We start from the raw sequence: 12,594 nt of genomic DNA on the forward strand, positions 1-12,594 counted from the left end.
CGTCAAGCGGGATGAGCGGCCGCGCGCGACTGCTTCAGGAAATTTTCGAGGAGCGCGTGGCCGTGCTCGGACAGGATCGATTCCGGGTGGAACTGCACGCCCTCGATCGGCAGCGTCTTGTGACGCAGGCCCATGATCTCGCCATCGTCGGTCCACGCGGAGATTTCGAGGCAGTCGGGCAGCGATTCGCGCTCGACCGCGAGCGAGTGATAGCGGGTGACGTCGAAATGCCTGGGCAGATCGGCGAATACGCCGCGGCCGTCGGTTTCGATCCGGCTCACCTTGCCGTGCATGATGGTCTGCGCGCGCACGACCCGGCCGCCGAATGCTTCGCCGATCGCCTGATGGCCGAGGCACACGCCGAGGATCGGCTTCTTGCCGGCGAATTCGCGCAGTACGTCGAGCGTGATGCCGGCGTGCTGCGGGTTGCTCGGGCCGGGCGACAGGCAGAGCGTGGCGGGGTCCAGCTTCGCGATCTCGTCGAGCGTGATTTCGTCGTTGCGGTAGGTGCGCACGTCTTCGCCCAGCTCACCGAAGTACTGGACCAGGTTGTAGGTGAACGAATCGTAGTTGTCGATCATGAGCAGCATGGTCAGTCTCCGGTCAGAAGTCGCTATCGAGGCCGTCTTGGACCTGTTCGGCCGCGCGCAGCACCGCGCGCGCCTTGTTCTCGGTCTCTTGCCATTCGGATTCCGGCACGGAATCCGCGACGATGCCCGCCGCCGCCTGCACGTACAGGTTACCGTTGTGGATGAGGCCGGTACGGATCGCGATCGCCAGATCCATCTCGCCGGAGAACGACAGGTACCCGACCGCGCCGCCGTAGAGGCCGCGCTTCACCGGCTCCAATTCGTCGATGAGCTCCATCGCGCGCACCTTCGGCGCACCGGACAGCGTGCCGGCCGGGAACGTCGCGCGCAGCACGTCGTAGTTGGTCATGCCCGGCTTCAGCTTGCCTTCGACCGAACTGACGATGTGCTGCACGTGCGAGTATTTCTCGATCACCATCTTGTCGGTGACGGCCACGGAGCCGATTTGCGCGATCCGGCCGACGTCGTTGCGGGCCAGATCGATCAGCATCACGTGCTCGGCGATTTCCTTCGGATCGTTCAGCAGTTCGGTCGCGAGCTCGGCATCGCGCTCGGGCGTATTGCCGCGCGGGCGGGTGCCGGCAAGCGGGCGGATCGTGACGATCTGGTCGTCGCCGCGCTTTTCCTGGCGGACCAGGATCTCGGGCGATGCGCCGACGACGTGGAATTCCCCGAAATTGTAGTAATACATGTACGGCGACGGATTCAGCGAACGCAGCGCGCGGTACAGCGACAGCGGATTGTCGCGATACGGCTTGACGAGGCGCTGGCCGACCTGGATCTGCATCAGCTCGCCGGCCGCAACGTATTCCTTCGCCTGGCGCACGGCCGCCAGATAGTCGTCCTTCGCGAACTCGCGATAGGTTTCGGTGCGCACGCTCGCCGACGTGACGGGCGGCTGCACCGTCGTGCGCAGCCGCTGCTTCAATTCGCGCAGCCGCTGCTTCGCCTTCGTGTAGGCCTCGGGCGTGCCCGGATCGGCATAGATGATCAGGTAGAGCTTGCCCGCGAGATTGTCGATGACGGCGACTTCCTCGGTCAAAAGCAACTGGATGTCGGGCAGGCCGAGATCGTCGTGCGGTGCGGTGGTCGCGAGCTTCTTTTCGATGTAGCGCACCGCGTCGTAGCCGAAATAGCCGGCAAGGCCGCCGCAGAAGCGCGGCAGGCCGGGGCGCTGGGCGACCTTGAAGCGGTTCTGGAAGGTCGCGATGAATTCGAACGGATCGCCGTCGTGCGATTCGACCACCTTGCCGTCCTTTACCACTTCCGACAGGCCGTTGCGGGTGCGCAAGAGCGTGCGGGCCGGCAGGCCGATGAACGAGTAGCGGCCGAAGCGTTCGCCGCCCACCACCGATTCGAGCAGGAACGAGTTGGCGCCGCTGCGTTCCGGCTGGGCGAGCTTCAGATAGAGCGACAGCGGCGTTTCGAGATCGGCGAGCGCTTCGGCGATCAGCGGAATGCGGTTGTAGCCCTCGTTGGCGAGCGATTGGAATTCGAGTTCAGTCATGTTCCGGTCCTGTTGGGACGAACGGCGGAGCGCGCCGGGGATCACGTGGCGCTGCGCGGTAGCCGGGGCGTTGACTCGCAACCGGGATAAGGCGCCGGTCGATCGCGTGCCGAGGCTTGGCCTTCGGCCCGAACGTCGTGTGTTCGGGCGCGGCAAACCAGCGGATCGGACGATGATCGGGGCGCGAGCGCGCAGCGAAATAAAAAACGGGGCTGAAGCCGAGCTTCAGCGTACCTCAACGAGGTTAGCGCGACCAGCGACGCCAGGGCCAGGCTCCCCGGTCGATGCTGCTCAGACTCCGTTTTTTATTCAGAAACATGCGGATGGAAGAAAAATCAGGTGGATGGCTGGGTCGCGTTGTGCGCGGCAATGGCCTGCGCTGCGATCAGCAGTGAATCGACTATACCATCCGAATTTATCGTTTGTATAGCGTTGCCGTGGTTGTAGCCATACGGCACCGTGAGCGTCGCGGTGCCGGCTGCGCGGCCCGCGAGTGCATCGTTCTCCGAATCGCCGATTGCCACCGCCGCTTGGGGCGCGACGCCGAGCGCTTCGCACGCGGCGAGCATCGGCAGCGGGTCGGGCTTCTTGCGCGGCAGGCTGTCGCCGCCCAGCACGATCGAGAAATAGCCGTCGAGCCGGTACTGTTCGAGCAATTCGACCGCGAACCGGTAAGGCTTGTTGGTCACGCACGCGAGCCGGATGCCGGCGTCACGCAACGCTTTCAGGCCTGCTTCGACATCCGGATAGAGCCGGGTCTGGCGGCCGTTGATCTTCGCGTACTCGGCCTGATAGAGCGCGAGCGCCTCGTCGAAGCGAGCCTGCGCGTCGGCGGCCGGGAAGCGCGGCGACAGCACCTGCCGGATCAGGCTTTCGGAGCCCTTGCCGACATACTGCATCACCTCTTCGCGCGTCGTTTCCTCCGCATCGAGCTGGGCGAGCATGCCGTTCAGGCCGGCGGTGAAATCGTCGGCGGTGTCGATCATCGTGCCGTCGAGATCGATGAGCGCCGCGCCGATGCGCGGCGCGGCGAAGCGGATCGGCGGCGTCATGGCGCTCAGTCGCGCCGCACGGCGGCCAGCGCGGTGCGCATGTCGTCGATTACTTGCTTGTAGTCGGGCTTGCCGAAGATCGCCGAGCCGGCGACGAACGTATCGGCGCCCGCTGCGGCGATCTCGGCGATGTTGTCCACCTTCACGCCGCCGTCGACTTCGAGATGGATCTCGCGGCCGGTGCGCTCGGTATACGCGTCGATCCGTGCGCGCGCCTCGCGCAGCTTGTTGAGCGCTTCGGGAATGAACGACTGGCCGCCGAAGCCCGGATTCACCGACATGATCAGCACCAGGTCCACGCGGTCCATCACGTGATCGAGGTAATTGAGCGACGTGGCCGGATTGAACACGAGGCCGGCCTTGCAGCCGTGGTCCCGGATCAGGCTCAGGGTCCGGTCGATGTGATCGGAGCCTTCCGGGTGGAAGCTGATCAGGTTCGCGCCCGCTTTCGCGAAATCCGGCACGATCCGGTCCACCGGGCGCACCATCAGGTGTACGTCGATCGGGACCTGCACGTGCGGGCGGATCGCCTCGCAGACGAGCGGGCCGATCGTGAGATTCGGAACGTAATGGTTGTCCATCACGTCGAAGTGGATCCAATCGGCGCCGGCGGCGACTACGTTGCGGACTTCTTCGCCGAGCCGCGCGAAGTCGGCCGACAGGATGCTGGGAGCGAGGCGGAATTGCGTCATGACGTTGGTGTGGGGGAGCTGCTGCGGGGCAAAACCGTCATTCTACCGCCGCGGCGGGCCGGGCGCGGTTGCGGGCGGGGGCTGCATCAAGCAGAATGCCGAACCAAAGCGGCGCTTTGGCCGCACGGGGCTTGACGCGCCGGGGCGCCGTCGGCGCGGAATGACCATCGAAGCGGGATCATCATGAGCCAGTATCAATTCACCGTATCGGTGAAGACGAGTTATTTACCGGAACAATCCGACCCCGAACGCCGTCAATACGCATTCGCGTACACGCTGACGATCCGGAACACGGGGCAGGTGGCGGCGCAACTGATCGCGCGGCACTGGATCATCACCGACAGCGAAGGCCACGTGCAGGAAGTGAAGGGGCTGGGCGTGGTCGGCCACCAGCCGCTGCTGCAGCCGGGCGAGCATTTCGAGTACACCAGCTGGGCGGTGATCGAGACCCCCGTCGGCACGATGCGCGGCGCGTATTTCTGCGTGGCGGAAGACGGGGAGCGCTTCGAGGCGCCCGTCGAGGAGTTTGCGCTGCATATGCCGCGCACGCTCCATTGAGCGGCACGGCGCCGGAGCGTCGGTTTGGCAGGGCGCTTAGCGCTGGGGCTTATCGTGACCGCGTGGCGGCTTCTTCTTACCCGAGGCGGTCCACACCACGATGAAAATGAGCAGGGCGAGCGCCAGCAGCGATTCCAGCGCGAAGATGAGCATCGGGTATTCGTCGAACAGATCAGACATGGCGGTTTCCATCAAGAACGAACATTGTAGGTGGTTTGAGCCGCGCTTGGCCGGTTGGGCCGTCGCGATTGCAACCGCGGTGCTGCTGGCCGCCTGCGGCGGCGCGCCGGTGCGGCCGACCCTGAAGCCGCCCACGGGCGCCGCGATCGTCCCCGGACAGATCGCCGCCGAGCGGCTGACGCCGGTGGTCTGGCAGCAGGTGCCGGGCTGGCAGGACGATACCTTGATCGGGGCCACCGTCGCGCTGCGGCAAAACTGCGCACGTCTCGCGCGCCAGGCGAATTGGCAGCGCGCGTGTGCGGCGGCCGAGCGGCTCGACGATCTCGACGTCGGCGGTGCCCGCGCCTTCTTCGAAACGTATTTCACGCCGTTCCAGTTCGCGAACAACGACGGTTCGCTCGACGGACTCGTCACCGGCTATTACGAACCGCTGCTGCGCGGCTCGCGGGTGCGACGCGGCCCGTACCAGTACGCGCTGTACCGCTGGCCGGCCGGCTACCGGACCGGCGCGGCGCTGCCCGTGCGGGCGCAACTCGAACGCACGGGCGTCCTGAACGGCAACGAACTGGTCTGGGTCGACGATCCGATCGAAGCATTCTTCTTGCAGGTCCAGGGGTCCGGCCGCGTGGTGCTCGACGACGGCAGCGTGATGAGGGTCGGCTACGGCGGCACCAACAATCAGCCGTATCGGTCGATCGGCAAGTGGCTGCTGGATCGCGGCGAGTTGACCGCCGGGCAGGCGACGATGCAGGGCATCAAGGCGTGGGCGCGGGCAAATCCGGCACGGGTCGATACGTTGCTCGATACGAATCCGCGCTTCGTGTTTTTCCGCGAAATGCCTTCGAAGGAAGCCGTGCCGCAGGGTGGCGCGGACGGCCCGGTTGGCGCGTTGGGCGTGCCTCTTACGCCCGAGCGCTCGATCGCGGTGGACCCGTCGGCGATTCCGCTCGGCACGCCGGTCTTCCTGCAAACCACCCGGCCGTTGACCAACACGCCGTTGAACCGGCTCGTATTCGCGCAGGATACCGGCAGCGCGATCAAGGGCGGCGTGCGCGCGGATTATTTCTGGGGGCTCGGCGACGATGCGGGCGATCAGGCCGGCCGGATGAAGCAGGTCGGCCGGATGTGGCTGCTGTTGCCGAAATCGTAGCGGGAATGGCTCGCGCCGCGCGAGCGGCCCGGCTTGTTGAAACCGCGCGCCTCGCGTCGACTCGAACCGGTCGTCGCGGGGCGTTTTGCTTTGACGGGTTGAAGACGGTGTTCTCCCCGTCGGAAATTCGGGAAGGGCAGCCGCGTGTTGCGGCCGCCCATTCTTGAGCGCGCTACGCGTTACGTTTGTCGACAATCCGTCGTGCCTTGCCGACCGAGCGCTCGATGCCGTTGATGGGCCGCACGTTCACGATCGCCGTCACACCGATCAAGGCCTTAATGTCGTAGGCCAGCGCCGCCTTGGCCGCGTCGAGGGCCGCGACGTCGGGCGCGCTTTCCGGACAGGGCTCGACGTTGAGCGTCAGTACGTCGAGCGGGCCTTCCCGGGTCAGCACGATCTGATAATGCGGTGCGAGCGCGCGCTGCTTGAGCAATTGTTCCTCGATCTGGGTCGGGAATACATTGACGCCGCGCACGATCATCATGTCGTCCGAGCGGCCGGTGATCTTCTCCATCCGGCGCATCGTGCGGGCGGTGCCGGGCAGCAGGCGGGTCAGGTCGCGGGTGCGGTAGCGGACGATCGGCAGCGCCTCCTTGGTGAGCGATGTGAAGACCAGTTCGCCAAGCTCGCCGTCCGGCAGCACGGCGCCGGTGTCGGGGTCGATGATCTCCGGATAGAAGTGGTCTTCCCAGATCGTCGGGCCGTCCTTGGTTTCGACGCACTCGGACGCGACCCCCGGGCCGATCATCTCGGACAGGCCGTAGATGTCGACCGCGTCGATGCCCATCCGCTGCTCGATTGCCGCGCGCATGTCGTTGGTCCACGGCTCCGCGCCGAAGATCCCGATACGCAGCGAGCATTGCCGTGGATCCACGCCTTGCCGCTCCAGCTCGTCGGCGATCGAGAGCATGTAGCTCGGCGTGACCATGATGATGTCGGGCCGGAAGTCCAGGATCAGCTGGACCTGCTTTTCGGTCTGGCCGCCGCCGAACGGAATCACGGTGAGCCCCGCGCGCTCCGCGCCATAGTGCGCACCGAGGCCGCCCGTGAAGAGACCGTAGCCGTAGCTGACGTGGACCTTGTCGCCGCGCCGTGCGCCGGCCGCGCGGATCGAGCGTGCGACGAGGTTGGCCCAGGTATCGATGTCGCGGGCGGTATAGCCGACCACGGTCGGCTTGCCGGTCGTGCCGGATGACGCGTGAATGCGCGAGATTCGGTCTTGCGGCACGGCGAACATGCCGAACGGATAGTTGTCGCGCAGGTCGCTCTTGGTCGTGAACGGGAACCGCGCCAGATCGGCGAGCGTATTCAGGTCGCCGGGATGCACGCCCGCCGCGTCGAACTTGCTGCGGTAAACAGGCGAATGCCGGTACGCGTGGTCGAGCGACCATTTGAGCCGTTCCAGCTGGAGCGCGAGCAACTCGTCTCGGCTGGCTGTCTCGATCGGTTCGAGCGGAAGCTGGGGTGTCATGGATGTCTCCTGTCTTTGTTTTAGGGCGGCGGGCGGACGCTAGCAGTCTGCCGGAATGACCGTCCCCTTGATCTGTGCCGATTTCCCCCGGAACATCGCCACGGTTTCTCCGGCCTGATTCGTGATGCGGATGTCGTAGATGCCGTGCCTGCCGTTCAGCACACGCTCTTCGGCTTCGGCGGTCAGGACGTCGCCGGCGGGGACCGGCCGCAGGAATTCGATCGAGCAGCCGGCCGCGACGGTATTGATGTTGTAGGTGTTGCACGCGAACGCGAAGGTGGAGTCCGCGAGCGTGAAGATCAGGCCGCCGTGACAGATCTGATGACCGTTCAGAAAATCCTGGCGCACCGTCATGCGCAGGCGCGCGTAGCCTGGGCGGACTTCGAGCAGTTCCATCCCGAGCCCCCGGCTGCACGCATCCGCTTCGAACATTGCCTGCGCGACGGACTGGGCGAGCGCGTCGGCGGACGGTTCGGACGGATGCTTGTCGGGTGTGGCGGAAGTCATGTCAACGGCCCTCGAAGCGCGGCGCGCGCTTTTCGATGAAGGCCTGCACGCCCTCCGCGTAATCGTGCGACTGCCCCAGTTCGCGCTGCAGATCGCGCTCGAGGTCGAGCTGCTGGTCGAGTGTGTTCGTGGTGCTCGCGCGCATTGCGCGCTTGATCGCCGCGATCGCCCGGGTCGGTTGCTGCGCAAGCTGTGCGGCCAGCCGGGCAGCTGTACCCGGGAGATCGTCGTCGTCGACACTGCGCCAGATGAGCCCCCATTGTTCCGCCTGTTCTGCACCGAGCTTGTCGCCGGTGAGCGCGAGGCCGAGCGCGCGGGCCAGACCCGCGCGTTGCGGCAGGAACCAGGTGCCGCCCGAATCGGGAACGAGGCCGATCTTCACGAATGACTGGATGAAGCTGCTCGAGCGGGCCGCGAGGACGAGATCGCATGCGAACGCGAGATTCGCGCCCGCGCCGGCGGCCGTGCCGTTCACCGCGGCGATCACGGGCAGCGGCAGGGCTTGCAGGCGGCGGATCAGCGGATTGAAATGCGTGTCGATCAACGCACCGAGGTCGGTCATCGCTCCGGGTGTGAAGTCGAGATCGGCCAGATCCTGTCCGGCGCAGAAGCCCCGTCCCGCACCCGTGAGGATCAGGGCGCGCGCGGCTTCCGCTTCGTCGATCGCGGCGCGCAATTCCTGATGCATCGCGCGCGTGAAGCTGTTGAGCTTGTCGGGACGGTTCAGCGTGATCGTCGCGACCTGAGTCGCCTGATCGATTTCGATTCGAATCGCTTGGTAGGACATCGGGTGTCTCCTCCTTGACTCCGGGGTGGGCGGGGCGCCGGGTGGTGGCTTATACGCGCTCGATCGCGAGCGCGATGCCCTGGCCGACGCCGATGCACATCGTGCAGAGCGCGAGGCGTCCGCCGGTGCGCTCCAACTGGTACAGCGCCGTCGTGACGAGTCGCGCGCCGGACGCGCCGAGCGGATGCCCGAGCGCGATCGCCCCACCGTTCGGATTGACGCGCGGATCGCCGTCGGCGACGCCGAGTGCGCGCAGCACCGCGAGGCCCTGCGATGCGAACGCCTCGTTCAGTTCAATCACATCGAATTGATCGATGGTCATCTCGAGCTGCTTCAGCAGTTTCTGCGTGGCGGGTGCGGGGCCGATTCCCATCACGCGCGGCTCGACGCCCGCCGTGGCCATGCCCAGCACGCGGGCGCGGCGACGCAGCCCGTATTGGTCTGCCGCGGCCAGGTTCGCGAGCAGGAGCGCGCACGCGCCGTCGTTGACGCCCGATGCGTTGCCGGCCGTCACCGATCCGTCCGGCCGTACGACCCCCTTCAGTTTGGCGAGCGCTTCGAGCGATGTTTCGCGCGGATGCTCGTCGTGCGCGACGATGAGCGGATCGCCTTTCTTCTGTGCAATCGCGACCGGGACGATTTCCTGCGCGAGCGTGCCGTCCCGTTGCGCGCGCGCGGCCTTTTGCTGGCTGCGCAGCGCGAACGCATCCTGGTCGCCGCGGCTGACGTGAAACTCGATCGCGACGTTTTCGGCCGTCTCGGGCATCGAGTCGACGCCGTACTGCTGCTTCATTAACGGGTTGATGAAGCGCCAGCCGATCGTCGTATCGAAGATCTGCGCCTGCCGTGCGAATGCGCTCGCGGCCTTGCCCGTCACAAATGGCGCGCGCGTCATGCTTTCGACGCCGCCCGCGATCATCAGTCGAGCTTCGCCGGCCTTGATCGCGCGTGCGGCGGAACCGACCGCGTCCATGCCCGAGCCGCACAGCCGGTTGAGCGTCACTCCCGGCACGCCGGTCGGCAGGCCGGCCAGCAAGGCGGACATGCGGGCGACATTGCGGTTGTCTTCGCCCGCCTGATTGGCGCAGCCGTACAACACGTCGTCGACGGCCTGCCAGTCGACCTGCGGGTTGCGTTCGATCAGCGCCTTGATCGGCACGGCGCCGAGGTCGTCGGCGCGCAGGTCTTTCAAGGCACCGCCGTAGCGGCCGATCGGAGTGCGGATTGCGTCGCAGATGAAAGCGTCGGTCATGAGAGTGTCCAGCGGGAACGAACCCGCTCGATGGCGAGTTCGCTCATGGTAGTGGAGGGCGCGGTGGGCGGCACGTCGGCCGGACGGGTTAGGCCGTTTGGCCGACTTCCTGCGGCGCGGCCTTTGGCGCAACATGAACCCGGCTTTGTACAACCCGGAAGCGGTTCGCGACGAACGCGGCATCGGCGAGCGCCGCATTCGCCGCGGGATTTGCGCCGGTGCCGTGGAAGTCCGAGAACGCTGCGGACTGGTTGACGAACACGCCGCCCGTCAGGTTGATCGACAGCGCCACGCCTCCGCGCACCGCCGCATCGTGCGCCGCATCGATGACAGCTGCATCGGTGCTGTAGACGGACAGAGTGAGCGCGCCGTGTTCCTCGGCGATGGCGCCGGCGAGGTCGAGCGACTGGCGGGTCGAGTCGGTGGCGATTACGAACGAGATCGGTCCGAACCACTCCTGTGTGAACTTGGCGTGATCGGTCGCGTCCAGTTGCAGCACCAACGGCGTGTGCACGCGGGCGCCGGCGAATGTCGGGTGTTCGAGCTGCACGCTGTCGGCGAGTACGCGGCCGAGTTGCCGCGCCGCCACGATGCGGGCGACGACGCCTTCGTTCTGGATCGCACCGATCAACTCGACGGAACGCGCCGGGTCGCCCGTCAGTTTTTGTACCGCGCCGGCAATCGCCTGCGCGACATCGTCGAAGCTGACCTGACCTTCGGCGGTACGGATACCGTCGCGCGGCACGTAGATGTTCTGCGGCGCCGTGCACATCTGGCCGGAATAGAGTGCGAGCGAGAAAGCGATGTTCTTGACGGCGGCTTTCAGGTCGTCGACGGAATCGATCACGATCTGATTGACGCCCGCCTTCTCCGTATACACCTGCGCTTGGTGGGCGTTGCGTTCGAGCCAGGTGCCGTTTTGCGTGCTGCCGGTGAAATCGATCAGCTTGATGGCCGGACGCAGCGCCAGATCCTGAACCAGCGCGCCATCGTTCGGCTCTGTAGCGAGCAGCGTGACCACGTTGGGATCGAAGCCGGCTTCGAGAAGCACGTCGCGGGCGATCTTTACGGTGATCGCGAGCGGCAGGATCGCGCCGGGATGCGGTTTGACGATGACCGTGTTGCCGGTGGCCAGGTCGGCGAACAGGCCGGGATAGCCGTTCCAGGTCGGAAAGGTGCAGCAGCCGAGGACGAGGCCCGTGCCGCGCGGTGCGATCGTATAGCGCTTGTGCATCGCAAGCGGCGGGTTCTTGCCCTGGGGCTTTTCCCAGTGGGCGTCGGCCGGAATGCGTCGCAGCGCGTCCCATGCATAGGTGACCGCTTCCAGCGCGCGGTCCTGTGCGTGCGGGCCGCCTGCCTGGAAGGCCATCATGAAAGCCTGGCCGGTGGTATGCATGACGCTGAACGCGATTTCGAAGCTGGCGCGGTTCAGGCGGGCAAGAATTTCGAGCGCGACGCCCACCCATGCGGTCGGTCCGGCCGCGCGCCATGCGGCTTGTGCGTCGGCGGCGGCGGCGATCAGCGCGTCGGGCGACGATTTCGGATAACGGACGCCAAGCGCGAACCCATAAGGCGACTGCTCCGCGCTGATCATTTCGCCGGTGGCGGGCTGGTCGATCGGGAATGGCTTGTCGAGGTGCGCCTTGAAGGCGGCCTCGCCATCGGCGTTCGCGCTTTCCCCGTACACTTTGGGGCTCGGCATCTCGGCGAACGGGCTCCAGTAGCCGCGCGTTTCGATAGCGGCGAGGGCGTGCTTCAGCGTGTCTTCATGCTTCGCGAACAATGGATGTGTCATGACGGCGGGCCTGGTGAGCATTGCGTTGGGATGATCGGTTTCGATTAATTAACCGACCGGTTGGTCGGATAATGTTAGCATTAAATTATTCGCATGTGCGAGGCGTTTCGCGCCTCATTGATCGAGGAGGAGTAGATGACTTACGAGAACATCCTGGTGGAGACCCGGGGCCGGGTGGGGCTGATCACGCTGAATCGCCCGAAGGCGCTGAATGCGCTGAACGATGCACTGATGGACGAGCTGGGTGCGGCCCTGAGGGCTTTCGACGCGGATGACGGCATCGGTGCGATCGTGTTGACCGGCAGCGAGAAGGCGTTCGCGGCCGGCGCCGACATCGGCATGATGGCGACGTACACCTATATGGATGTGTACAAGGGCAACTACATCACGCGCAACTGGGAGACCGTGCGGGAGATCCGCAAGCCGATCATTGCCGCGGTCGCCGGATTCGCGTTGGGCGGCGGCTGTGAGTTGGCGATGATGTGCGACATCATTTTCGCGGCGGATACCGCCAAGTTCGGCCAGCCGGAAATTCGCCTGGGAGTGATGCCGGGAGCGGGAGGCACGCAGCGCCTGCCGCGCGCCGTGTCGAAAGCCAAAGCGATGGACCTGTGCCTGACCGCGCGTTTCATGGATGCGGCGGAGGCTGAGCGCGCCGGATTGGTGTCACGCGTGCTGCCGGCGGACAAGTTGCTCGACGAGGCGATTGCGGCGGCTATTACGATCACCGAGTTCTCTCTGCCGGCCGTGATGATGGTGAAGGAGTCGGTGAACCGCGCTTACGAGACGACGCTCGCCGAAGGCGTGCAGTTCGAACGTCGCCTGTTCCACTCGATGTTCGCGACAGAAGATCAGAAGGAAGGGATGGCCGCGTTTGTCGAGAAGCGCAAGCCGGTTTTCAAGCATCGGTGATGTTTGGGTGCGAGTGTTTCGGGCGCGCCAAGCGCGCTCGAAACACTGGTTAAAAAAACTTTCCGAAACCTCTTGCGCGAAGTGAGCAGGGTACCTACAATCACGCCTCTTTCGCAGTAACGGAGACGTGAAGCGGAAGGC

Annotated in this window: 12 protein-coding genes; 3 read left to right on the forward strand and 9 right to left on the reverse strand. The window is 65.6% G+C overall.

Translation table 11 applies throughout. The annotated features are described in order from the left end of the window. Positions 1–2: 2 nt before the first annotated feature. The 4 genes from RZR99_RS28580 to rpe all read right to left on the reverse strand — a co-directional run bounded on the left by RZR99_RS28580 (position 3) and on the right by rpe (position 3,841). A complete protein-coding gene (locus tag RZR99_RS28580) occupies positions 3–590 on the reverse strand; it encodes an aminodeoxychorismate/anthranilate synthase component II (protein WP_323123133.1) in 588 nt (195 codons plus the stop codon). Between the two features lie 13 nt (positions 591–603). Next, complete coding sequence (gene trpE / locus RZR99_RS28585; RefSeq protein ID WP_323123134.1) at positions 604–2,097, reverse strand: anthranilate synthase component I; 1,494 nt, start codon at positions 2,095–2,097, stop codon at positions 604–606. Between the two features lie 335 nt (positions 2,098–2,432). Then, entirely contained in the window at positions 2,433–3,149 is a 717-nt protein-coding gene (locus RZR99_RS28590) for a phosphoglycolate phosphatase (protein WP_323123135.1), read from the reverse strand. Positions 3,150–3,154: 5 nt separating this feature from the next. After that, on the reverse strand, positions 3,155–3,841 hold the full coding sequence (gene rpe, locus RZR99_RS28595; RefSeq protein ID WP_323123136.1) for a ribulose-phosphate 3-epimerase: 687 nt from the start codon (positions 3,839–3,841) through the stop codon (positions 3,155–3,157). Positions 3,842–4,024: 183 nt separating this feature from the next. Here rpe and apaG point away from each other — a divergent pair, with 183 nt between their 5' ends. Then, complete coding sequence (gene apaG / locus RZR99_RS28605; protein WP_323123137.1) at positions 4,025–4,399, forward strand: Co2+/Mg2+ efflux protein ApaG; 375 nt, start codon at positions 4,025–4,027, stop codon at positions 4,397–4,399. Between the two features lie 100 nt (positions 4,400–4,499). Next, entirely contained in the window at positions 4,500–5,729 is a 1,230-nt protein-coding gene (gene mltA, locus RZR99_RS28615) for a murein transglycosylase A (RefSeq protein WP_407655514.1), read from the forward strand. Positions 5,730–5,901: 172 nt separating this feature from the next. Here mltA and paaK read toward each other — a convergent pair whose 3' ends face one another. From paaK to paaN, 5 genes are all read right to left on the reverse strand, one after another. Next, a complete protein-coding gene (gene paaK / locus RZR99_RS28620; RefSeq protein WP_323123140.1) occupies positions 5,902–7,200 on the reverse strand; it encodes a phenylacetate--CoA ligase PaaK in 1,299 nt (432 codons plus the stop codon). 39 nt (positions 7,201–7,239) lie between these two features. Continuing rightward, the gene (gene paaI / locus RZR99_RS28625; protein ID WP_323123141.1) at positions 7,240–7,707 is read right to left on the reverse strand and encodes a hydroxyphenylacetyl-CoA thioesterase PaaI; all 468 of its coding nucleotides are present in this window, start codon (positions 7,705–7,707) and stop codon (positions 7,240–7,242) included. Between the two features lies 1 nt (position 7,708). Beyond that, entirely contained in the window at positions 7,709–8,494 is a 786-nt protein-coding gene (gene paaG / locus RZR99_RS28630) for a 2-(1,2-epoxy-1,2-dihydrophenyl)acetyl-CoA isomerase PaaG (RefSeq protein ID WP_323123142.1), read from the reverse strand. Between the two features lie 49 nt (positions 8,495–8,543). Next, the gene (gene pcaF / locus RZR99_RS28635) at positions 8,544–9,746 is read right to left on the reverse strand and encodes a 3-oxoadipyl-CoA thiolase (RefSeq protein WP_323123143.1); all 1,203 of its coding nucleotides are present in this window, start codon (positions 9,744–9,746) and stop codon (positions 8,544–8,546) included. 88 nt (positions 9,747–9,834) lie between these two features. Further along, the gene (gene paaN, locus RZR99_RS28640; RefSeq protein WP_323123144.1) at positions 9,835–11,541 is read right to left on the reverse strand and encodes a phenylacetic acid degradation protein PaaN; all 1,707 of its coding nucleotides are present in this window, start codon (positions 11,539–11,541) and stop codon (positions 9,835–9,837) included. A gap of 135 nt (positions 11,542–11,676) precedes the next feature. Between paaN and RZR99_RS28645 the strand changes: the two genes are divergently transcribed. Then, positions 11,677–12,453 (forward strand): enoyl-CoA hydratase, encoded by a 777-nt coding sequence (locus tag RZR99_RS28645; RefSeq protein WP_323123145.1) that lies wholly within the window; start codon positions 11,677–11,679, stop codon positions 12,451–12,453. Positions 12,454–12,594 lie beyond the last annotated feature (141 nt).

It is taken from the genome of Burkholderia alba (genome assembly GCF_034721475.1).
GTDB classification, from domain to species: Bacteria; Pseudomonadota; Gammaproteobacteria; order Burkholderiales; family Burkholderiaceae; genus Burkholderia; species Burkholderia alba.